Here is a 22531-nt window from a genome sequence, read left to right as displayed (position 1 = left end):
CGACCATAGACGTCGAAGAGATGATGCCGTTCATTGAACAGATGAGGTTGGACGATCCTCTGGCCGTTCTGCAGGAAAACTCTCTTGGATCCGGCGGTCAGTTGGAAATCATGAAGATGGCGCCGAACTTCGAGATGGCAATGTATCTCGCGCAGGCGACGGGCGCGCAGATACTCACCGATAGCCCCTTCAGATGGCGGGAGTTGCAAGCTGCGCTCAACCGCCGCTACATCGGTACCGAATCGGCGCTTCAAAATTTGCAGTTTGCCATTCAGGCGGCGCCTCTTCGGTTTCCGGTTGACCACCAAGCGATCGAGGCGTTGGGGGCAAGCGGGGCGTCTGCCGAGATCACGTCGGTGTTTCGCTCGGCCTTCAACTACATTAGAGATCGAAAGGTGGGAGGGACGAAACCCAATTTCGAAAAGCACCTTGCCGCACGTTTCCTACGCGGTAAGCGAGTTGCAGATGGCGCCATAGACAGGGCGGACATCCGATACGGCACCGGAAAAGTAACCAGTCTATTTCGGGTCAATGGCTTCCAGGACAATACAGTCAATCGGTTGCTGCTGATGTCCAGTTCTGAGCACCACCTTCCTTGGGTGCCGATGGCGAGCTATATCAGCCGCTAGATTGTGGCCGGTCCACACGGTGCCCGAATCACTCTAGACGGTGCGACACTTTCGCTGACGATGATCCTGGTGCGATCATCCGGCCTGGCCCCACCGTATCCACTTGGAACGGCAGAATTCGGCGCTTTCTACCCGAAAGCTGCTAGGCCGCTTGCGGCCCACCTCAAGCCGCACAGCGTGTCGCCGGCTGGAACTGCGACAATCTGGCCAACCTTCCAATTTCACACGGCTGCTAAGTTGCGCCACCCCCTCCCATTAACCATTCGTTAACCATTCCCTCGCTAGCGTTTACCTCTCAGTAAGGATTCGCCAGCCGTGACCTTTGCCGCCCCCCTCGAGGCCAAATCCATTCGTTTTCGCGCCCGCTCTTTCGTCGCTTTCACGCTGACGCCGGAGGCACCTTTGGACGTGTGGCTGGAGGGGCTGGACCACTGGATCGGCAACTCGCCGGGCTATTTTGCCGGGCGGCCGGTGGTGCTCGATCTCAACACCTTGAAGCCCGATGTCGCCGCGATCGAATCGCTGGTCGGCGTGCTTGGCCATCGCGGCATCCGCATCTATGCCATCGAGCTCGACGGCCACACTGCACTCGAGCTCAACCTGCCGCCGGTGCTGGTCGGCGCCAAGGAGGCGACGACGGATGGGTTGCTGCCCCGCAAGGCGCGGGAGGATGTTTCAAGCACATCAGAGGGCGAGGCCGAGGGCAGGGCGCCTGAAGCCGGCCTCGATAAGGGCGGCAAGGCTGACGCAAGCAAGGCGGGCGATAGCGAGCCGCAGGTTGAAGCTTCGGGCACGCTGATGATCAAGGCGCCGATCCGTTCCGGCCAGGCGATCGTGCATCCGCATGGCGATGTCATCGTGCTGGGTTCGGTCGCGTCCGGTTCGGAGATCATCGCGGCGGGCTCGATCCATGTCTATGGCACGCTGCGCGGGCGCGCTTCGGCGGGTGCGCTGGGCAACAGGGGCGCGCGCATCTTCTGCCGCAAGAACGAGGCCGAGCTTCTGGCGGTCGACGGCTGGTACGTCACCGCCGAGGAGATGGAAGGCGTTTCGCGCGGCAAGCCGGTGCAGGCGTTTCTCGATGGCGACGCTTTGCGGGTTTCGACGCTGAGCTGACATTCGTTTCGATATTGGGGCGGCCGGGCCGCTCGACCAAGAAAACAACAACGGAGGCTTTTCAATGGGCAAGGTAGTGGTGGTCACCTCGGGCAAGGGGGGCGTCGGCAAGACGACCTCGACGGCGGCCCTCGGGGCGGCCGTGGCCAAGACCGGCAAGAAGGTGGCCTTGGTCGACTTTGACGTCGGCCTGCGCAACCTCGACCTGATCATGGGGGCCGAGCGGCGCGTGGTGTTCGACCTCGTCAACGTCATCCAGGGCCAGGCGAAACTCTCGCAGGCGCTGATCCGCGACAAGCGGGTCGAGACGCTGTTCCTGCTGCCGGCCTCGCAGACGCGCGACAAGGATGCGCTGACCGAGGAAGGCGTCGGCGAAGTCATCGACAAGCTGCGCTCGGTGTTCGACTACGTGTTCTGCGACAGCCCGGCCGGCATCGAGCGCGGCGCGCAGCTCGCCATGCGCTTTGCCGACGAGGCGGTCATCGTCACCAATCCGGAAGTGTCGTCGGTGCGCGATTCCGATCGCATCATCGGCCTGCTCGATGCGCGCACCTTGCGGGCCGAGCAGGGCGAGCAGATCGCCAAGCATGTGCTGGTCACCCGCTACGACGCGGCGCGTGCGTCGCGCGGCGAAATGCTGTCCATCGACGACGTCCTGGAAATCCTGTCTGTGCCGCTGCTCGGCATCATTCCGGAAAGCCAGGATGTGCTGCGCGCCTCCAACCTCGGTTCGCCGGTGACGCTGTCGGAGCCGCTCAATTCCGCTGCCAAGGCCTATATCGACGCCGCCAGGCGGCTGGAGGGCGAGGAATTGCCCGTCATCGTGCCCTTCGAACGCAAGGGCTTCCTCGATCGTCTTTTGGGAAGGAGGGCGGCATGAACCTGCTCGACATCTTCAAGCGGCGCTCCAGCGCCCCGGTGGCGCGCGAGCGGCTGCAAGTGCTGCTCGCCTATGAGCGCCGCAACCGCAGCCAGCCCGACCTCGTCTCCATCCTGCGCGAGGAGATCATGGCCGTCATCGCCAAGCATGTGCAGATCGACCAGGACTATCTGCAGGTCTCGATGGACCGCGGCGAGACCATGTCGACGCTGGAAATCGACATCCAGATCCCCAACAAGAGCGCCGTGCCGATGGCCATGGCGGGGTGACTTAGCAAGACTTGGGTTCCTCTCCCTCATTTCATGAGGGTGAGGAACCGTGCGTCGTGCGGGGAGCCGCGGCTGGCGTCGTTAGGACGTTGATAAGCATTTGGTAATAAAAGCCGGGAATGAGATGCTGGCTCGATGTGACATGCGCAATGCTGTCGTTCTCGGCGGAGCCATGACATGCGCATCAAGAGCCAGATCATTCTCTCCATGGTGGCCGCCGCGGCCCTGATCGCGCTGGTCGGCGGCGTCGCGATCTTTACGCAGAAAGTGGCGACCAAATCGTTGGGGTTGACCGAAGCGACCAATGTCGCTGGGGAATTGGCCGACACCATCGTCTTCAAATCAACCGATGGGACGCTTTCGCTGCTCGATCGGCCCGAGGCGCTCAAGCAATTCTTGTTGCACCAGCACCGCCGCCTGCACAGGGATTTCCTGGTCCTTGACAGCAACAAGACCATCCTCGCCCATGCCGCCGACGAAGAGCACCAGGTCGGCGATAAATTCAATCACGACCCCGGCAACGAAATCGGCCAGACCCTGGCGGATGGCATTCCGCGCAGATTTGTCGACCCGGAGGAAGTGAACGCCATGCTGGCCGTTCCGATCGAGAATCCCGAGGGTGCGATCATCGGCGCCGTGCTGCTGGAATATAACCCTGTTCTGCAGGCCGCCGAACAAAGCACCGACAGCCTGCTCTGGCTGGTTGGCCTCAGCACGGCGGCCGCCGTGCTGGTCGCGGTCGGCTTTGCATGGCAGCTGCTCCGCCGTGTCAGCTCTGGCCTCGGGGACATGATGCGCGGCATGGAAGCGCTGGCGAAAGGCAATGCCATGACGCGCATCAGCCACGCCCGCAACGATGAATTCGGGCAGCTGGCCGATGGCTTCAACACGATGGCGGACCAGCTTGCGTCGGCGCGTGCGCATGTCGAGGACATCGTCGAGACGGCTGCCGAAGGCATCGCGGTTCTAGACGGGGACGGCCGGATCGCCAGCGCCAATCCGGCGGCGGCAACGATGATCGGGCGGCGTGCCGACAAGATCGTCGGGCAGCAATGGGATTCGGTGCTGACCATTCGCGATCCCAGAGGCGGCGCGTTCGCCGCCGGCGCTTCTCCCATCGAAATGGCGCTAGCCACGGGCCGCCAGCAGCAGGGCGAGGTGCGCCTGGCCAGATCCGACGGCTCGCACCTGCCGGTCATCGCCAGTTGCGGTCCGCTCAGCCGATCCGAAGGCGGTCTCGTCCTTACGCTCAACGACATCAGCGAGCTGCGCCGCGCGGAAGGAGTGGTCAACGAGCGTGCCGATCAGCTGGCACTCCTCAACCGTGAACTGCACGAAAAGTCCGAAACCACGACCCGTCTGGTGAAGCTTGGCGAACTGCTGCAGGCCTGCGTCACCTTCCCGGAAGCATTCTCGGTGGTCGGCACCGCCATGGCCGAGTTTCTCGGTGGCTTGAGCGGAACCGTCCACCTGACCAGCGCGTCGCGCAACCTGGTGGAAGAAATGGCCCATTGGGGCGACGTCCGCTCGAGCGCCACGCAATTCGCGCCGGAAGACTGCTGGGCGCTCAGGCGCGGCCAGGAACATGTCGCCGGCCCCGGCATGCTCACGCCGCGCTGCGCGCATATCACCGAGAACGGCAAGAAGGGCTATGTCTGCATGCCTCTGGCGGCGCAAGGCGAAACGCTGGGCATCCTTCATCTGTGCGAACCGAATGCGGCCGAGAAGCCGCAATGGCTGGCTGAAAGACAGCAGATTCTGCGTGGTGTCGTCGACATGCTGGCGCTCGCCCTGGCCAATCTGCGCCTGCGCGAGACGCTGCGGCAGCAGTCGATCCGCGATCCGAACACCAGTCTGTTCAACCGACGATATCTCGAGGAGACGAGCAGCCGCGAACTGCGCCGGATGGAACGCTCGGGCCAGCCGCTGGTGGTCATCATGCTCGATGTCGACCATTTCAAGCAGTTCAACGATACGTTCGGCCACGAAGCCGGCGATCTCGTCCTGAAGCAGGTCGCCGCCACCTTGATCGAGCACGCCAGGGATAGTGATGTCGTGTCGCGCTACGGCGGCGAGGAGTTTGCCCTGGTCATGCCGGGAAGCTCGGTCCAGGAAGGTGCCGAGCGGGCGGAAGCGCTGCGCCAGGCAATCAGGAAGCTTCATTTGACGCATCGCGGCCGAACGCTGGGCACCGTTACAGCCTCGTTCGGGGTCGCCGCCTACCCCGAGCATGGCGTGGGCTGGGCCGAATTGACCAATGCCGCGGATCACGCGCTCTACGAAGCCAAGGGTAATGGGCGCGACCGGGTCGCCATCGCGCTGGGCAACGCGTCCGGCGAGCGACCTCCGATCCAGTTGGTACCAGCCCCGAAAAGCAGCTGAGACCGTTTGGGTTAGAGCACTCGGCCCGGCCCTGCGATAGTGATCTTGCGCCTGCCAAGAGATCAGGCGAGTTTCTCCGCTGCCCTCGAGGTCTCGCGCGGGCTCTTCTGAGCGGCCACGGTCTTGCCGTCCTTCAGACCTCCACACTGTCAGAGGAATCCGGCTCTTCCCGGCTGCGGCATTGGTTGTTCACGCTATTCCAACCCCCAAATGTCCCAAATTTACCTTTGTGCCGACGGGGCTTCCCCTGCGCAAGCAGCGGATGTAAGGATATATTAGCAATTTGTTAAGTTCGAAGCGAGGTATGCGTAAGGGGAGTTTGGTGATGAACTTCAGAGGCCTGATCAAGCGTGCTGAAGACGTGGATAAAGCGATCCAGGACCTGCAGATCGATTTGGCGGACGCGCTGGATGCAAGTCTCGATGCCGACGACCTGGTGCCGCCAGAGAGCGACGATGTGCCGGATGCCCCGACGGCAGCCGATGGCGGGCCACCCCAGGCCGACGCGGCAAATGACGACAATGCGGGGAAGGCCGACGCTGCGGGCGATGCGGACAGTTCCGAAACCGCGCCACGGCTGACCGCCCATACACAGACCCGGCTGGCTGCATTGAGCGCCTTCGAGGGTCTCTTCCATGACGCCAGGGACTATCTGGAGGAGATCAACGACAAGCTGTCGGAGATCGGCACCTCACACCATCTGACGCGTGAATTCCTCAACATCCTGCACAGCGACATCCTGCGCGCCAACGAGCTGGAGGTTGCCAATGCGGCCCTGGCCGCCGAACAGAGGGCGCTGTCGGAGAAGCTGCACGATGCGACGAGAAAATTGCGCGAGCGTGAAGGCGCTTTCGAAGCGCTCCAGCAGCGCGAGACAAGCCTGGTTCAGGACCGGGAGACGCTTCGTGCGGCACTTGCCGCGGTAAGGCTGGAACTGGTGGAGACAGCCAATGCCAGCGCCAAGCGCGAAGCGGAGTTCGGCGACATCGCCAAGCGGCTGACCGCCAGGACGGTCGAGGCCAACAGGCGCTTGCGCGAAAGCAAGATGCTGCGCGAAAAGCACGTCAACCTGTCGATCGAACTCGACAAGGCGCTGAAGCGGGAATCGCAGGCGCGCCACAGGCTCGACGAGCTGTCGACGATCCATGCCAGCGAAGCAGCCCGGCTGGCGGAACTGCTGGCCGCGCTCGGCAAGAGCGAGAAAGAGGAGATGCGGCTCCAGAAGTCGCTCGAGGCCGCACAGGCGAAGCTGTCGGAAACGAGCGAAGCGGCCCGCATGATGGAAGGCGACAAGGAAGCCGAGCTGGCTCGCGGCCAGGCGGAAATGCGCGGGTTGAGCTCGGAGATCCAGAACCTGCAATCGCGGCTGGAGCAAGTGTCGACCGAAAACAGCGAAGCCGCAGGCGAGATCGCCAGGCTCAAGAGCGAACTGAACGACGCCCTGGCCGAAAAGAAGATCGCCGATGAAAGATTGTCCGCGCTGAGCCAGGAGAGCGAAGGCGACAAGATGAGTCTTTCCAAGGTGAACGCCAACCTTTCTCAACTGACGCTGCAACAGGCGTCCGAACAGATACAGTTCGACGTGCAGAGGCAGGAGTGCGAGGACCTCAAAGCCGAAATCGCCTCGCTCAATGCCCGGATCAAGGAACTGCTGCCCTATGAGCGGCTCCACAAGGCCACCAATGGCAGGCCGCCCGAGAACGGCGTGGTCGAGATAGCCGGGGCGATGGCGAAGAAAGCACGGACGACGGGCAGGCGGCGCATGCGCAGGAATGTCGGCGCCGCTTCTTAAAGCGTGTCGCGCCTGAAGGGCTTCAGGCGACCGGCTTCAGGTCTTTGTTTTGTGCATGGGAGGCCGGCACCTCACCCGGAGAGTAAGCCCAATGGGGCACCGGCCAGGCGGATCGACAGGTCCGCCGCACAGACAAGGTAGCGCGCCTCGGTCCCGCACGGCATTGGTGCGATCACGGAAGGTGCCAGCGGCAATTCCCCAAGCTTCTGATTCGAACCTTTGCGACGACCCGCCGGCGGAGGCTGCAAATACGCCTGGGAAACGATCGCGGCCGGCCCGGTGCCTTCTCAGTCGAGTGGCTCGTGCTGATAAAGCTCGTCCATGCTGAGCGAGGCCAGGGCGCCGAAAGGGGCCTGCTTTTTCACGCGGCCGCCGCTCAGGATGACCACGTCGTCGCAGAACGAGATGGTGCTGTGGTGGTGGCTGATGACGATGGTCGTGCGGCGGCCGGCTCTCGACTTCAGGGTCTCGACGATGGCCGCTTCCGACAGCCCGTCCACAGCATTGGTGGCTTCGTCCAGGATGAGGAGATCGGGATCGCGGACCAGGGCTCTGGCCAAGGCGATCCGCTGCCTCTGTCCCGCCGACAGATTGACGCCCCTGTAGCCGACCAGCGTTTCGTAGCCCAGAGGCAGCCTTTCGATGAACTCATGCGCTTCGGCCAGTCTTGCGGCGGCCTCGGCATCGCCGGCTGTCGCCGCATCCTGGCCGTAGGTTATGTTTTCAAAAATGCTGCCGTCGACCAGCTCCAGCTCCTGGCTGGCCAGGGCGATGTGCCGTCGCCACTGGCTGGCGTCGATCCGGTCGAGCGGTAATCCATCGACGAGGATGCTGCCGGTGTCCGGTTCGACGAAGCGGCACAGGAGATTGACGATCGTCGTCTTGCCGGCGCCCGAGCGGCCGATCAGCGCCGTCGAGCGGCCACCGCGGATTTCGAATGTCGCCGCATGCAGCACCACTTCGCGCCGGTCCGTACCGGAATAGGTGAATGTCACACCGTCGAACTTGATGCCCTGGCGCAGACCGTGGAACGGCCCGTCGCCTTGCGGCGGTTGCGGCTTGCCGGCGGGATCCAGCAGCCATGTCACCTCTTCTAGCGATCCGCTCAGGCCCTGCAGCTGGCTCCACGAGCCCTGCAGGGCCCGCATATGCGGCTGCAGCCTGTAGAGCAGGATGACGAAGGCGATAATCAGCGGGAAACTCACCTGCGCCAGCCAGGCGCCGATCACCACCGCCAGGAACAGCATGGCGTGGAGAACCTCCGTCAGCGGCGGCAGCGCTCCCTGGCGCACGAGCAGCGCGAAGGAAGCGCGGCGAACCGCATCCGACGCCGTGTCGAATATCGCCTTTTCCCGGTTCTCCTGTCCGAAGATGCGGATCAGCCGTCCGGCATGCACAAGGTGAAGCATCTGCGAGGCGAGATGGCCGTTGCGCGAAGCGACGCTGCGGCTGGGCTCCTTCAGATTGGCCGAGAGGATGGCGTGCGCGATCTGGACGAGCGCCAGTCCGAGCGTGACCAGAAGCGTCATGCGCCACGAAAGCAGCAACAGGAAAGCCAGGAGGATGATGGCGGCCGATGCGCTGACGATGGCCGACAGCATGATCTGGATCGCATCGGAGGCCCGCCAGGATTCGTTGGAGATGATGTTGAGCAGGCGTCCGGGGCTTTGCCGCAGGAAGAACGGATAGCCGACCCGCAACAGCTGCTCCGACAGGGCGCTGCGGATGGAATGGCTTGCCTTGCCGGAGATGAAGGTCGTCAGCAGCGTGTTGGCGAAGGCGAAGACGTTCTTCAGGATGATCGAGCCGAGGATGGCGACCGAAATGACGATCAGCCGGTCGCGCTCGCTCAGGCCCGATCCGACATGCTGGAGGACAGCGGAGAAGCCGCCCATGCCGGCCGCATCCCCATGTCCCATGATGATGCCCAGCAACGGGATGATCAGGCCGATGCCGAACCCTTCGAGGACGGCGCTGACCAGGCCGAGTACCACCACCGCCGGAAGCAGGCGCAGTTGCCGCTTTCCGAACGCCCGGAACAGCATCGGCAGGCTTGGCGGCAGCATCGGCATTATAGCGTTTCACCTCGCCTGGGCATTGGCTTGCTGATCTTGCCGCACCGGCTCGGCCCGCGGCCGTCTGGCCAGCAGGAGAACCGCGAACCTGGCCGCGCCGAGCAAATTCATGGCGACGATCGGCCAGTGCGGCAGGTTGAGTTCACGATCGAAGGCGGGTCCTCCCGCCAATTCCCTGATAGCCCCTCTTGCGGCCCAGTAGAAATGGCGAAGCAGCCAGGGCGCGTGGCGAACATGCTTCAGGCAGAGCCCGCCATTGCCCAGGCTGTAGTCGCGGTGCAGCTTTTCGATGGCTTTGCGATCCCGCCGGCCGTGATGATGGAATATCGTCATATCAGGCACATACTCGACCGCGATGCCGAGCAGCATCGCGCGCACGAGGTAATCGGTGTCCTCTGCCGACCGCAATGGTCCGCCGGCGCCGAAGCGTTCGTCGAAATAGCCGATGCGGGCCGCGACGTCGCGGTGCATCGTCATGTTGCAGCCCAGCACGAAACCTCCGGGATGGACATCCGGCGTCAGCCGCTCGCGCGCCCACGACCGCTTGATGGTGAACGGCAAATCCCTGGCATCGCCAAGCTCGACACGTCCGCCCCGGATGAGCCATTGTTCCCCGGACGCATAGTGTCGCTCCAGATCGCGCAGATAGTCGCGATGGACCGCGCAGTCATCGTCGACGAAGACCAGCACACGGCCGCGCGCGCGCCGCAGCCCGGCGTTGCGGGCAGCCGCCAATCCGGGGCGCGGCTCGCAGACGGGCGTGAACGGAATGTCCGACGCAGCGGCGATGCTGGCCAGGCGTTCGGCCGTGCGGTCGCTCGAACCGTTGTCGACGACCACGAGTTCGGCGGCGAAGCCGGCATGTGCGCGGCAGGCGGCTTGCACCGACTTGATGCAGGCATCGAGCACCGCGACGCGGTTGCGGGTGCAGATGATGAAGCTGACTTCCGGCGATCGGTCCCGGCCTCGATCGGTCGGGGCGGGGTCGGACGCCGTCGAACGATCGCGCTGCAGAGGTTGGTTGGCTTTGACGATCATGCCTCAGACCGCTTGATAAGGTGCCAGAACCGCCGCGGCGGGCGCTGATTTGAAGAAATATGCCATGGCGTCGGCTTGCCTGCTGGCCGACAGCGAGGCGAGGCTGAGCCAGGGCGCCCAGGCGCCGGGCCGCAGCGCATATTGCTCGCGGCGCCGGATGGCGTTCCATTTCGCGGTTCGCGTCAGCAATTCATGCGTCAACGCCGGCTGCTTTTCGTCGGCGACGAGCTGGTAGAGGAAATAGAACAGGTTCAGCGCGCCAGCCTCGAAGCTCGGCCGCGTCGCCGCCGGCAGCGAGCGGATTTCCTCCTCCAGCGCGACGATGAAGCTGGCCGCACGGGCGACCGTGTCGTGGCTGACCGCATCGCCGATGTCGCGCAGGTCCCGCGTGGCCTGCGCCAGGCCCTCGCGCTCAAGGTTCTCGGCCACGATCCGCAAATGCGTCCTGCGCATCTCCTTGACGTGCCGGCTGGTCACGCTTGCCTCATGGACGCGGTAGACGACCAGGTTTTCGGGCATCATGGCTGCCGGGTAACGGCCGGCCAGCCGCCTGAAAAGATCGAAATCCTCGGCGTGCCTGTAGATCGGGTCGTAGTGGAGAACGCTGTCGTCGATGACCTTCCTGTTGTAGACGACCGTCGGGTGCATGAAGATCGTGAAGAACATCGCCAATACAGGGATGCGGCCGAATTTGAACACCGGATCCGGCCTGCCGATGGCGATGCGGCCGCGGATCAACATGTCGACGCCGGCGCCGCAGAAGCCCAGTTCGGGCCGCCGCTCGAACAGCGCCACCTGGCGCGACAGACGCCAGGGATAGGCGACGTCGTCGGCGTCCATCCGGGCGACCAGTTCGCCCCGGGCGAGCGCCAGCCCTTCGTTGAGTGTCGGGACAAGGCCGCGGTTTTCGCGCGAAATGATCGAAATGCGGCTATCGGCCTTTTGGCAGCGCTCGAGTATCTCGAGCGAATTGTCGGTCGAGCCATCATCGATCGCGATGATCTCCAGGCGACTGTGATCCTGCCGCAGGATGCTTCCCAGCGCGGCGGCGAGATAGGGGCCGGCATTGTAGACCGGCAACAGGACGGAGACGAGCGGCGCGGCGGTCATCGTCCTGCATCCGTGCGCTGGAGTTCGAGCGCCGGTGTGCGGCCATCGGGCGGTCCGACGGCCGCCGTCGCGAGCCAGCCGCCATGGCTGCCCTGTGCAGAGCGAGTGCGCGCGACATAGGGGAAGTGGCGCTTCAGGCTGTTGAGCGGCCTCTCGAAAACCACCCAGGAAATCGAGGCCGCGACAATCGTGGCGGCGCCCGCGACCAGGAATCGCCCTGGCCCTTGCTCCGAGACGTTGAGGGGAATCCAGGGCTGCGCCTTGACGGCGAGCGACAGCAATATCGGATGATAGAGATAGACGCCGTAGCTGATGCGGCCGAGGCCAAGCAGCGGCGGCAGTTCGGCAAGCCTGCCCAGGATGCCGCCAAGGCCGCGCGAACAGGCTGCCACGATGACTATCAGCGGCACCAGGGGCAGGACTTCCCGCAGCAGCCAGCGGGCCCATTCCAGTGTCGGATCGGCGGGCTCCGGGACTAACCACTCGATGACAAGGAATGCGGCCGCGAAGGCAGGCCAGCCCAGCCGCATCCAGTGCGGCAGGCCGGCGCCCCTAAAATGCCAGCAGGCAAGCAGCGCGCCCGACGCCAGCGCATCCATGGATGCCGGCGGCAGCAGGTCGCGCGCCAGCGCCGGCGTGGCGGTGATCGGCCAATAGAAGCGATAGGCCAGCGACAGCGCGATGACAGCGATGCAGATGGCCTCGAAGCGGCGGCGTGGGGCCAGCAGGACGACCAGCGGCCAGGCAAGATAGAACTGCTCCTCGATGCTCAGGCTCCAGAAATGGCCCAGCACCCAAGGGTTCCAGTTATTGTGCTGCGCATACCAGAAGTTCGACAGATAAAGCGCATGCCAGACCAGCGACCCCCTGGACTGATCCAGGTCGACCAGCCAGACGAAACCCAGGACGGCAAAATAGGGCGGGAATATCCGCAACATCCGCCTGATGTAGAAGGAGCGCAGTGCAGGGCCGGTTTCGAATTCGGTGGCCGAACGCGCCTCCAGGAGCAGGCGCGTAATCAGGAAGCCGCTCAGCACGAAGAACAGCCGCACACCGATATGGCCCCAGAACGAAGGTTCCTCCGCGAAGAAATGGGAATACAACACCATCGTTACGGCGATGGCTCTCAACGCATCAAGTTGGATGTCACGGGCGCTTCCCATCAGCGGCTTCCGCGGCATTGATGTCCGCGATGAAGCCGCCAGCCGGCCGTTTCGAGCGGCAGGCTAAGGCGGACGAGACCCGTCAAGGCACCCGCAAATCCGCGCATTGCGAGGACGGCCGGGCCGGGCTCGAAATCGACGGACGGACAACTCAAGCTGGTCAACCTGGCGGAATCCTCCACGGCGTATGTCCAGTCGCAAACGAGTCCCCCCAGGACATCGTTCGGCTACGGCATTGTGCAGCGCAACACAAAATATCTACCCGGCTGAAATACTTATGTGAGCAAGTGCTAAAAATTGACAAAACCGGCCGGTTCTCGCCATTTCTGGCGAGTTTCCTCAGAATTAAACCTTGGCGTTTAAATTGTGCCGATATTCCCGCCCCGGTTGATTGAGGGGAGCTCTTGGCTTGAGAGCCTAGTTCTTTGTGAAGTCGCAAGAAATTTTGGAATCTATAGTTTGGCTATATGGATTAGATCCTGGTTCCGCGGAGAAATGAGTTGGAGCCATTGGCTTTGCGCAGTGCAGCATGGTCGCCGTTTTTTCGTCGGTTGCCGCACGCAACGTCCGTCACTCGGCTGAGCGAGCATCTGCCGTGGGCCGCCATCCGTCACACCGCGTCGAACACCACCGTCTGTTCCAGCCCGCCGCCCCGGCGGTTTTCCAGCGTTACCGTGCCCCCGTAGCGCTCGATGATCTCCTTGGCGATGGCGAGGCCAAGACCGGCTCCGGGGACGGATTGCAGGCGGCCGGGGTTGACGCGGAAGAAGGGCTCGAACGCCTTGTTCAGGAGTTCCGTGGGTATGCCCGGGCCATGGTCAGATATGGTCAGCACGGCGCGATTGTCGGCTGCGGCCAGGTCGATGCGGCACGCCTTGCCATGGGTGGCGGCGTTGACGATCAGGTTGCGCAAGGCGCGGCGCAGGCCAAGCGCGCCGGCCCGCACGCAAACCTTGTCCAGGTGCCCGATTGACACGGCATGGCCGAGCGATGCCATCTCGGCTTCGATATCGCGCACCGTCTTTGCCAGGTCGACCGGTTCGACGGCGTCCTGGTTCACCTCTTCGCGCACCAGACGGATGGCGCTGTCGGCGATGCGGTCGAGTTCGTCGAGGTCGTGAAGCCATTTGTCGCGTTCGTCGTCGAGGAATTCGGCGCGCAGCCGCATGCGCGTCATCGGCGTTCGCAGATCATGGCCGGCGGCGGCGACCAGCCGCATGCGGCTTTCCATGGCGGTCCGCAGCCGCGACGAGAGTTGGTTCAGCGCATGCGCGGTGGCCTTGACCTCGGCCGAGCCCACTTCCGGCACCGCCGCCAGCACGCCGTCCGATCCGATCTTGGAGACGGCGGCCTCCAGCATCTCGAGCGGGCGGATCAGCACCGAGGTGAAATAGACCGACACCGCCGTGGCGCCGGCGACGATCAGCGAGATCCAGCCGGCCAGAACCAGCCATTCGCGCCTTGGCGGCTTGAGGTGCGGCACCTCCATGATCGCCCAGCGGCTGTCAGGCAGGTGCATCGATGCGATCTGGCCGGGTTCGTCCGACTTCTCGTTGACGACCGCCGGGAAGTCGAGGCCACGGCGGTGCAGGATGTCGTTGAGCATCGCCGTTTCCGCACGAGCCACTTTGCCGCCCGCCGGATGGTCGGCGAATTGCACCCGCAGGACGTCGGGGACCGGCCCCGGCAAAAGCCGCACCACCAGTTCCATCTGTTGGGCAATCCAGGGCACGGTCAGTTCCGGCGGCGGTCCGCCGCCGCGCACGCTGATGACGGCGGCCGTCGCCAGGCCGACGACGCCGACGATCGAGGCGACCAGCAGCAGGATGAGACGGCGGCGCAGCGAATTCACGCGTGGCTCTCCACGGTCTCGACGCGCGCGGTGAGTTGGTAGCCGCCATTGCGCACGGTCTTGAACAGCGGCCCGTCGCCGGTGTCGGAAAATTTTCGGCGCAGCCGGCTCACCAGCACATCGACCGAGCGCTCGAGCGGGTCGCGCTCGCGGCCTTGCGTCAGGTCGAGAAGCTGGTCGCGCGATAAAAGCCGGCCGGGGCGGTCGAGAAACACCTGCAAGAGGTCGAACTCGGCGCCCGTAAGGTCGACGCCCACGCCTTGTGCATCCGTCACCTTGCGGGTGTCCGGCTCCAGGCTGTAGCCGGCGAAGCGGTAGGTACGCGCGCGCGGGGAGGCGGGCGCCTCCTCGGGCGCCGAGCGCCGGAGCACGGCACGGATGCGGGCAATGAGCTCACGCGGGTTGAACGGCTTGCCGAGATAGTCGTCGGCGCCGAGTTCCAGGCCGATGATGCGGTCGACATCTTCTTTCAGCGCGGTCAGCAGGATGATCGGGGTGTGCGGCTTGCGGTCGCGCAAGCCGCGGCAGATATCGAGCCCCGAGCCGTCCGGCAGCATCACGTCGAGCACGATCAGGGCGAATTGGCCCGCACCAAGCCGTTGCTCGCATTCGCGCCGGTCCGCCGCCGCCGTGACGCGAAAGCCCTGGCTGTCGAGATAGCGCTGGAGAAGCGTCCTGATCTCGCGGTCGTCGTCAACGACGAGGATATGGGGTTGTGACTGCATCAATCGTGCCCTTGCCTTGGCCACGATTATAGGAGGAGCCGCGCCCGAGCGGCATGGAAAATTGCAACCGAACGTTTCCGGGGGCCCGAGGGAAACATTCGGAAACAAATTGCCCTTTTGCGGAAACCTTCGGCAACACGCCGACGCGAAGCGGACAAAGACGCTTCCTATCCTCTGAACTGTCCGAAGCATGAGAGAAAGGAACATCTTTATGCGAAGCAGACTTCTTGCGCTCGGCCTGTTTTCCGTCGCCGCAATTCACCCCGCGCTGGCAGCGCAGCCCGATCCCGGCGCCGGACCCGGCGAGCCGCCACCTGTCATGGCCATTCAGGACGGCCTGGATCACGGCCCGATGGCTGGACCCGGCCCGCATGGACCGATGCGGCCTGGCTCACAGGGTTTTGGCTGGCAGGGCTTTGGCCCCCGCCGCATGGGTCCGCCGCCGGAATTCATGCTGGCCGCCCGGCTCGCCGCGCTGGAGACCCGCGTTGGCATCCGCACCGAACAACTCGACGCCTGGCGCGACTACACCAGCGCGCTGCAGGCGGTGCTTTCGCCGCCTCGACCCAACCACGGGCGGCCCGGTAGTGCTGAAGCGAAGGGTCCCGACGCGGCGGGTCCCGGCGGCAAGCCTGATCCTTTCGCGTTCCAGGAAAAGCTGGCCGACGATGTCACCGCCCGCGCGGTTTCGGCCGGTAAACTGAAGGACGCGATCGCGGAACTGCGTGCCAAGCTGACGCCCGAACAACTCGAAGTCCTCGCTTCGGCGGAACGCCCCCATGGATCACCCCCCGGTCCCTGGGGCGGGCCGCCGAACGATGCAGCCGGCCCCAGAGGCCTGCCCAACGATGGCAGGCAGCTCTCGCCCCAGCCCGGGAACGACTGACAACTCCGACCGACTGCACCGGCCGGCCCGGTACCCAACCCGTTCTCGGGCCGGCCGGTTCTCCGGGGGATGGCGGGCGTATCTCCGCCATCCCTCGTTTCAATCACGTCCAGTTCGAATGACGCTAATTCGAACCATGCAATGGAAGCACGACAATGTGGGAAGCCATGATCATGCTGCGGCTGCTCGCGTCCGCCAGCCCGAGGCTCTCGTTCGGTCCTGCCGGGCGCGATATGCCGCTGGCGCTCCCGGTCGACACGCTGAAGGGCGCGATCCGCCTGCGCTTCGCCGCCTGGCGGCTGTCGCTTCCGCTCTCGCAGCCGCTCGACAACCATGGACATCATGACCGCAAGATCGCGTGAACTCCGGCAAGGCGCTTGGCATGTCCTCGCTGATCGGCATAATGATGTTGGTGGGCATCGAGGCCAGCTACTCGACTTTCGAGCAGCTCCGGCCGCCGAGAAGGAGCGCGACATGAGCCGCTTCCAAGCATTGCTCGTCGCCGCCCGCCGACGGGTGCGGCCTATCATCATATGGATCGGCATGCCCCTCGACCAAGCGGTCCATTGCCAGCGCGTACACAACTCCAGGGAAAGATCCAGGCCATGATTTCCAAGCCTAGCCAGCCTCGTTTTTCGCCACGCCGCCTGGCGCCCTGGGCCGCGATGTTCGCCGCTGCCTTTCTGCTGGCGTCCTGCTCGCAGGAGGGCAGCGCCCCCGCCGGCATGGGCGCGCCCGGCAAACCGGAAGTCGGCGTCGTCACGCTGCGCCCGCAATCGGTGGCGATAACAGCCGAACTGCCGGGACGGACGTCTGCCTCGCTGACCGCCGATGTGCGTCCGCAGGTCAACGGCATCATCCAGGCGCGGCTGTTCAAGGAAGGCAGTGAGGTGGTGGTCGGGCAGCCGCTCTACCTCATCAATCCGGCGAGCTACCAGGCAGCCTATGACAGCGCGCAGGCAGCCCAGCAGAAGGCCGAAGCGGCGGTGCCGACCGCGCAGGCCAAGTTCGACCGCTATGCCGGCCTGTTGAAGCAGAACGTTGTTTCCAAACAGGATTATGACGATGCTGCGGCAACGCTGGCGCAGGCCAACGCGGATGTTGCATCCGCCAAGGCCAGTGTCGAGACCGCGCGCATCAACCTCGACTACACCAAGATCACCGCGCCGATCGCCGGTCGCATTGATAAGTCGTCGCTGACGCCGGGCGCGCTCGTCACCGCCAACCAGGACACCTTGCTCACCACCATCCGTTCGCTAGATCCGATCAATGTCGATGTCACACAATCGAGCACCAATCTGCTCAATCTGCGCCAGGCCATCAATGAGGGCCGGCTGAAGTTCAGCGGCCCCAATGTCAGCGTCAAGCTGAAGCTGGAGAACGGCACCATCTACACGCAGACCGGCAAGCTGGAATTCGCCGGCGCCAATGTCGACCAGACCACCGGCACTTTCGCGCTCAGGGCCGAGTTCCCCAACCCAGATCGTCTGCTTTTGCCGGGCATGTATGTGCGCGCGCTGGTCGAGGAGGGCGTTGCCCAGAACAGTTTCCTGGTGCCGCAGCGCGGCGTCAGCCGCAACACCAAGGGCGAGGCGACTGCCATGGTCATCAACGCGCAAGGGAAAGTCGAGACACGCGTGCTCGCAGTGCGCAACAGCGTCGGCAACAACTGGCTGGTGGATTCAGGCGTCGGAGACGGCGACCGCGTCATTGTCGAGGGCTTGCAGCTTGTCCGCCCCGGCGGCGACGCAACGGGCGTCGAAGTGACGATCGACGAGACGACCGGCGAGGTCAAGGACCGCGCGCAGACCTCTTCGTCCGTGCCAGCTGCCTCCGAAGTGGCCGCCAACGCCCCGAAGGCCGGGAACTGAGAGATGTCAGCATTCTTCATCAACCGGCCGATCTTCGCCTGGGTGATCGCCATCGTGATCATGCTGGGCGGACTGCTCGCGCTCACCACACTGCCGATCTCGCAATATCCGCAGATCGCGCCGACGACAGTCAACATCAGCGCCACCTATCCGGGCGCCGACGCGCAGACGGTCGAGAACTCGGTGACCAAGGTCATCGAGCAAGGCATGACCGGCATCGACAATCTGGACTACATGACGGCGACGTCGACCTCGACCGGTTCGGCCTCGATCACGCTGACCTTCACCACCGCGGCCGATCCCGACACCGCCCAGGTGCAGACGCAAAACAAGTTGCAGCTGGTCCAGTCGCAGCTGCCGCAAGTGGTGCAGAGCAACGGCATCACCGTCTCCAAATCCTCGACCGGCTTCCTGATGGTCATCGGCTTCGTCTCCAGCGACGGCAAGATGAACTCGACCGATCTGGCCGACTATGTCGACTCAACCATCAACGACACGCTGAAGCGCGTCGAAGGCGTCGGCTCGACGCAGCTGTTCGGCTCCAGCTATGCCATGCGCATCTGGCTCGATCCCGACAAGCTCGCCACATACACGTTGATGCCGAGCGACGTGGCTTCGGCGATCGAGGCGCAGAACACGCAGGTTTCGGCCGGCCAGCTCGGCGGCATGCCGCAACGCAAGGGCCAGCAGCTCAATGCCACGGTGACGGCCAAGAGCCGGCTGCAGACCGCCGAACAGTTCCGCAACATCATCCTGAAGAGCACGGTCGACGGCTCGCTGGTTCGCCTCAACGATGTCGCCACCGTCGAGCTCGGCGCTGAAAGCTATACGACGGCGGCCCGCTACAATGGCCAGCCGGCGGCCGGTGTCGCGATCAACCTCGCGACCGGCGCCAACGCCATCAGCACGGCCGAAGCGGTGCGCACGACGATCAATCGGTTGAGCTCGACCTTCCCGCAGGGCGTCGAGGTCGTCTACCCCTACGACACTTCGCCCTTCGTGCGGCTGTCGATCGAGGAGGTGGTCAAGACGCTGGCCGAGGCGATCGTGCTGGTGTTCCTGGTGATGTTCATCTTCCTGCAGAATCTGCGGGCCACCATCATCCCGACGATTGCCGTGCCGGTGGTGCTGCTCGGCACATTCGGCGTGCTCTCCTTCTTCGGCTATTCGGTCAACACACTGACCATGTTCGCCATGGTGCTGGCCATCGGCCTGCTTGTCGACGACGCGATCGTCGTGGTCGAGAATGTCGAGCGCGTGATGCAGGAGGAAGATCTGTCGCCAAAGGAGGCGACGCGAAAATCGATGGGCGAGATCACCGGCGCGCTGGTCGGCATCGCTACTGTTTTGTCGGCGGTGTTCGTGCCGATGGCCTTCTTCGGCGGTTCGACCGGCATCATCTACCGGCAATTCTCGGTAACCATCGTCTCGGCCATGGTGCTGTCGGTGCTGGTGGCCCTGGTGCTGACGCCGGCGTTATGCGCCACGATCCTGCGGCGGCCCAAGGACCATGCGACGCAGACCGGTCCGTTCGGCTGGTTCAACCGCGTCTTCGACCGCGGCACGACGGCCTATCGCGACGGCTCGCACGGCATCATCAACCGGTCCTGGCGCTTCCTCGCCGTCTTCCTCGCCATCGTCATCGCCATGGGCTGGATGTTTGCCCGGCTGCCGAGCTCGTTCCTGCCGGAAGAAGACCAAGGCATCCTGATCACCAGCGTGTCGCTGCCGGTCGGCGCGACGCAGGACCGCACCGAGCGCGTGCTGGCTGAAGTGACCGATCACTATCTCAAGGAGGAAAAGGACGCTGTCGAAGGGGTCTTCACCGCTTCCGGCTTCGGCTTCGGCGGCGCCGGGCAGAATGTCGGCATTGCTTTCGTGCCGATGAAGGAATTCAGCCAGCGCAAATCACCGGCCCTGTCGGCGCAAGCGGTCGCCCGCCGCGCCATGGGCGCCTTCTCCAAGATCAGGGATGCGCAGGTCTTCGCGCTTGCCCCGCCCGCCATCCAGGGTTTTGGCAACACCAACGGCTTCGATTTCTACTTGCAGGATGTCAACGGCGCCGGCCATGATGCGCTGATCCAAACGCGCAACCAGCTTCTGGCCCTGGCCGGGCAGAGCAAGCTGCTCACCAACACGAGGCCCAACGGCCAGGAGGATCAGCCGCAATTCTCCGTCGACATCGACCAGGAAAAGGCCAGCGCGCTCGGCGTCAGCCTGGCCGACATCAACAACACGCTGTCCTCCGCCTGGGGCAGCGACTACGTCAACGATTTCATCGACCGCGGGCGGGTGAAACCGGTCTACATGCAGTCGGACGCGAACTTCCGCATGCAGCCGGAAGACCTCGACAAATGGCAGGTCCGCAATGCCAGTGGCGCCATGGTGCCGTTCTCGGCCTTCGCCTCCAGTCACTGGACGTTCGGCTCGCCCCGGCTTGAACGCTATAATGGGTCGGCGGCAGTCGAGATCCAGGGTGCCGCGGCTCCGGGCGTGAGTTCGGGTGCGGCCATGGACGAGATCGACCGGCTGGTGGCGCAATTGCCGCCCGGCTATTCGCACGAATGGACCGGCCTGTCGCACCAGGAACGGCTTTCGGGCAACCAGGCGCTGTCGCTCTACGCGATTTCGGCGCTGGTCGTGTTCCTGTGCCTGGCCGCACTCTACGAGAGCTGGTCGATCCCGTTCGCGGTCATGCTGTCGGTGCCGATCGGCATCTTCGGCGCGCTGCTGGCGGCAAGCCTGTTCGGCCAGTCCAACGACGTCTATTTCAAGGTCGGCCTGCTGACCACGATCGGTCTCGCGGCCAAGAATGCCATCCTCATCGTCGAGTTCGCCATCGAGCGGCAGACCGCCGGGATGGGGCTCGTCGAGGCGACACTTGAGGCAGCACGACAGCGGCTGCGGCCGATCCTGATGACGTCGCTGGCCTTCATCCTCGGCGTGTTGCCGCTGGCGATTGCCAGCGGTGCTGGCTCGGGCGCGCAGAACTCGGTCGGCATCGGCGTGATGGGCGGCATGATCGCGGCGACCGTGATCGGCGTCTTCCTGGTGCCGCTGTTGTTCGTCACCGTGCGGCGCATCTTCAAGGGCAGGGCGGCCAAACCAGATACGGGCGAGACGCCGGTGACGGCCAACCAGCAATAAGGAAAACTTCACATGACAGGTTTGGAACGTGGCTCGGTGGCCGCGAGGCGGCTTCTTGCGCCTATGATTACCGCTGTCCTGCTCGCTGGATGCGTCGTCGGTCCGGATTATCAGACGCCCATATTGGCGATGCCTGCAAGCTGGAGCGGCCAGAAGCCGACAAAGCCTGCCCAGCCGGCGCAACTTTCGAAATGGTGGCAGCGGCTGCGCGATCCCGAATTGAACACGCTTGTCGAGGAAGCGGTTGCCGGCAATCTCGATGTCGCCACCGCCAAGGCAAAAATCCGCGAGGCGCGCGCCAGCTACCGCCAGAGTGCCGGCACGTTGCTGCCGTCGGTCGACGGCTCCGGCTCGGCCACCCGCAACAAATCGGCCGAGACCACAACAGGCTCTGACGCCACCTACAGCGAGTACCAGGCCGGCTTCGATGCAAGCTGGGAGCTCGACCTGTTCGGCGCCAACCGCAGGGGCGTCGAGGCCGCGCGCTACGGGCTGGACGCCTCGCAGGAGGAACTGCGCTCGACGCTTCTCACCCTGGTCGGCGATGTCGCTTCCTATTATACCCAGGCGCGCGGCTACCAGGCCCGCATCGCGCTCGCCCGGCGCTCGGCCGCGTCGCAAAGGCAGACCGCCGAACTTACCCGCACCATGGCGCAGGCGGGCACGGCGACCGCCGCCGATGTCGCCAAGGCGATGGGGCAGGCAGCGAGCACCGAAGCCGCGGTGCCGACGCTGGAGGCAAGCTATGCCCAGGCCGTGCATCGTCTCGCCGTGCTGGCCGGCCGGCCGCCTGCCTCGCTCAGCGAGCGGCTGAAGCGGGTCGCCCCGATCCCTGCACCACGCCTGCCGATGCCCACCGGAATTCCCGCCGACCTCTTGCTTTCGCGGCCCGATTTGCGCATGGCGGAGCGCCAATATGCGCAATACACCGCCAAGATCGGCCAGGCAGAGGCCGCCCGCTATCCCTCGGTCAGCCTGACGGGAGACATCAGCACGGCGGCGCTGAAGCTTGGCGATCTCGGCAAGAACTCGTCGATCGGCTGGTCGTTCGGGCCGACGCTCAGCGTGCCCTTGTTCAATGCCGGTCAATTGCAGGCGGCCGTCGAGGTCGCCAAGGCACAGCGCGATCAATATTTCATCGCATACCGGTCTTCGGTGCTGACGGCGCTCGAGGATGTCGAGAACGCGCTGGTGCTGTTGTCGCAGGAGCGCATCCGGATCGCCAAGCTCGCCTCTTCGGCGAAATCCTATGGCGATGCGGCGCGGCTCGAAGGCACGCTCTACAAGGCCGGCGAGACAAGCCTGCTCGATGTGCTCGACGCCCAGCGCTCGCTCTACTCGGCCGAGGACTCGCTGCTGCAAAGCCGCGTCCTGCTGGCGACCAACTACATCGCCCTCAACAAGGCGCTCGGTGGCGGCTGGGATGGCACGGTGGACAGTGCCAAGCCTGAGATCGTCGACGTCAAGACCGCGCCAAGGCTGGCGTCGAAGCCGGCCTCGTGAGCGGTTCCCAGGGCTCGGTCAAGTATTCCGAGGCGGCTACGCAGATTTCGAGATTGTGCGAACACACCGCTCGTGACGGCGCGTGAAGTGCCG

The 22531-nt window shown here is 64.4% G+C and carries 17 protein-coding genes; 11 read left to right on the top strand and 6 right to left on the bottom strand.

All coding sequences use genetic code 11. The annotated features are described in order from the left end of the window. From EOB49_RS16960 to EOB49_RS16935, 6 genes are all read left to right on the top strand, one after another. The coding region (locus EOB49_RS16960; RefSeq protein ID WP_206526114.1) for a hypothetical protein at positions 1 to 629 on the top strand (629 nt) is incomplete at its 5' end. Positions 630 to 944: 315 nt separating this feature from the next. Continuing rightward, on the top strand, positions 945 to 1745 hold the full coding sequence (gene minC / locus EOB49_RS16955) for a septum site-determining protein MinC (RefSeq protein ID WP_127381639.1): 801 nt from the start codon (positions 945 to 947) through the stop codon (positions 1743 to 1745). Positions 1746 to 1809: 64 nt separating this feature from the next. Next, positions 1810 to 2625 (top strand): septum site-determining protein MinD, encoded by an 816-nt coding sequence (gene minD / locus EOB49_RS16950; protein ID WP_013530671.1) that lies wholly within the window; start codon positions 1810 to 1812, stop codon positions 2623 to 2625. Beyond that, complete coding sequence (gene minE, locus EOB49_RS16945) at positions 2622 to 2894, top strand: cell division topological specificity factor MinE (protein ID WP_023813379.1); 273 nt, start codon at positions 2622 to 2624, stop codon at positions 2892 to 2894. Before minD ends, minE begins: the two co-directional genes overlap by 4 nt. Before the next feature lie 177 nt (positions 2895 to 3071). Beyond that, the gene (locus EOB49_RS16940; RefSeq protein ID WP_127381638.1) at positions 3072 to 5276 is read left to right on the top strand and encodes a diguanylate cyclase; all 2205 of its coding nucleotides are present in this window, start codon (positions 3072 to 3074) and stop codon (positions 5274 to 5276) included. A gap of 325 nt (positions 5277 to 5601) precedes the next feature. Beyond that, a complete protein-coding gene (locus EOB49_RS16935; protein ID WP_127381637.1) occupies positions 5602 to 7068 on the top strand; it encodes a hypothetical protein in 1467 nt (488 codons plus the stop codon). A gap of 287 nt (positions 7069 to 7355) precedes the next feature. Here the strand turns inward: EOB49_RS16935 and EOB49_RS16930 are convergent, their stop codons facing one another. The 6 genes from EOB49_RS16930 to EOB49_RS16905 form a co-directional block, all read right to left on the bottom strand. Further along, complete coding sequence (locus EOB49_RS16930; protein ID WP_127381636.1) at positions 7356 to 9140, bottom strand: ABC transporter ATP-binding protein; 1785 nt, start codon at positions 9138 to 9140, stop codon at positions 7356 to 7358. A 9-nt stretch (positions 9141 to 9149) separates the two neighbouring features. Continuing rightward, entirely contained in the window at positions 9150 to 10181 is a 1032-nt protein-coding gene (locus tag EOB49_RS16925; protein WP_127381635.1) for a glycosyltransferase, read from the bottom strand. Positions 10182 to 10184: 3 nt separating this feature from the next. Then, a complete protein-coding gene (locus EOB49_RS16920) occupies positions 10185 to 11291 on the bottom strand; it encodes a glycosyltransferase family A protein (protein WP_127381634.1) in 1107 nt (368 codons plus the stop codon). After that, entirely contained in the window at positions 11288 to 12454 is a 1167-nt protein-coding gene (locus tag EOB49_RS16915; protein WP_127381633.1) for an acyltransferase, read from the bottom strand. Before EOB49_RS16915 ends, EOB49_RS16920 begins: the two co-directional genes overlap by 4 nt. Positions 12455 to 13064: 610 nt before the next feature. Then, entirely contained in the window at positions 13065 to 14306 is a 1242-nt protein-coding gene (locus tag EOB49_RS16910; RefSeq protein WP_127381632.1) for an ATP-binding protein, read from the bottom strand. Then, positions 14303 to 15031: a response regulator gene (locus EOB49_RS16905; RefSeq protein ID WP_127381631.1), complete on the bottom strand. Its 729-nt coding sequence runs from the start codon at positions 15029 to 15031 to the stop codon at positions 14303 to 14305. The genes EOB49_RS16910 and EOB49_RS16905 overlap by 4 nt, the downstream gene beginning before the upstream one ends. Positions 15032 to 15242: 211 nt before the next feature. Here EOB49_RS16905 and EOB49_RS16900 point away from each other — a divergent pair, with 211 nt between their 5' ends. The 5 genes from EOB49_RS16900 (at position 15243) to EOB49_RS16880 (ending at position 22438) form a co-directional block, all read left to right on the top strand. Further along, positions 15243 to 15917: a hypothetical protein gene (locus EOB49_RS16900; RefSeq protein WP_127381630.1), complete on the top strand. Its 675-nt coding sequence runs from the start codon at positions 15243 to 15245 to the stop codon at positions 15915 to 15917. A gap of 155 nt (positions 15918 to 16072) precedes the next feature. Next, positions 16073 to 16279 (top strand): hypothetical protein, encoded by a 207-nt coding sequence (locus EOB49_RS16895; protein ID WP_127270464.1) that lies wholly within the window; start codon positions 16073 to 16075, stop codon positions 16277 to 16279. Between the two features lie 303 nt (positions 16280 to 16582). Continuing rightward, on the top strand, positions 16583 to 17788 hold the full coding sequence (locus EOB49_RS16890) for an efflux RND transporter periplasmic adaptor subunit (RefSeq protein WP_164781706.1): 1206 nt from the start codon (positions 16583 to 16585) through the stop codon (positions 17786 to 17788). 3 nt (positions 17789 to 17791) lie between these two features. After that, entirely contained in the window at positions 17792 to 20935 is a 3144-nt protein-coding gene (locus EOB49_RS16885; protein ID WP_127381628.1) for an efflux RND transporter permease subunit, read from the top strand. A 12-nt stretch (positions 20936 to 20947) separates the two neighbouring features. Further along, the gene (locus EOB49_RS16880; RefSeq protein WP_127381627.1) at positions 20948 to 22438 is read left to right on the top strand and encodes an efflux transporter outer membrane subunit; all 1491 of its coding nucleotides are present in this window, start codon (positions 20948 to 20950) and stop codon (positions 22436 to 22438) included. Positions 22439 to 22531: the final 93 nt, after the last annotated feature.

The organism is Mesorhizobium sp. M7A.F.Ca.MR.148.00.0.0 (assembly GCF_003997735.1).
Classification (GTDB): Bacteria; Pseudomonadota; Alphaproteobacteria; order Rhizobiales; family Rhizobiaceae; genus Mesorhizobium.
The sequence above is the reverse complement of the archived record's forward strand: the minus strand, read 5'-3'. Positions and strand labels throughout refer to the sequence as shown.

Coding starts and splice junctions, on each gene's coding strand:
- EOB49_RS16900 (WP_127381630.1), top strand. CDS start 15,243: ATGCGAAGCAGACTTCTTGCGCTCGGCCTGTTTTCCGTCGCCGCAATT.
- EOB49_RS16905 (WP_127381631.1), bottom strand. CDS start 15,031: ATGCAGTCACAACCCCATATCCTCGTCGTTGACGACGACCGCGAGATC.
- EOB49_RS16890 (WP_164781706.1), top strand. CDS start 16,583: ATGTTCGCCGCTGCCTTTCTGCTGGCGTCCTGCTCGCAGGAGGGCAGC.
- EOB49_RS16895 (WP_127270464.1), top strand. CDS start 16,073: ATGTGGGAAGCCATGATCATGCTGCGGCTGCTCGCGTCCGCCAGCCCG.
- EOB49_RS16930 (WP_127381636.1), bottom strand. CDS start 9,140: ATGCCGATGCTGCCGCCAAGCCTGCCGATGCTGTTCCGGGCGTTCGGA.
- EOB49_RS16885 (WP_127381628.1), top strand. CDS start 17,792: ATGTCAGCATTCTTCATCAACCGGCCGATCTTCGCCTGGGTGATCGCC.
- minE (WP_023813379.1), top strand. CDS start 2,622: ATGAACCTGCTCGACATCTTCAAGCGGCGCTCCAGCGCCCCGGTGGCG.
- EOB49_RS16925 (WP_127381635.1), bottom strand. CDS start 10,181: ATGATCGTCAAAGCCAACCAACCTCTGCAGCGCGATCGTTCGACGGCG.
- EOB49_RS16915 (WP_127381633.1), bottom strand. CDS start 12,454: ATGGGAAGCGCCCGTGACATCCAACTTGATGCGTTGAGAGCCATCGCC.
- EOB49_RS16920 (WP_127381634.1), bottom strand. CDS start 11,291: ATGACCGCCGCGCCGCTCGTCTCCGTCCTGTTGCCGGTCTACAATGCC.
- EOB49_RS16940 (WP_127381638.1), top strand. CDS start 3,072: ATGCGCATCAAGAGCCAGATCATTCTCTCCATGGTGGCCGCCGCGGCC.
- minD (WP_013530671.1), top strand. CDS start 1,810: ATGGGCAAGGTAGTGGTGGTCACCTCGGGCAAGGGGGGCGTCGGCAAG.
- EOB49_RS16880 (WP_127381627.1), top strand. CDS start 20,948: ATGACAGGTTTGGAACGTGGCTCGGTGGCCGCGAGGCGGCTTCTTGCG.
- EOB49_RS16935 (WP_127381637.1), top strand. CDS start 5,602: ATGAACTTCAGAGGCCTGATCAAGCGTGCTGAAGACGTGGATAAAGCG.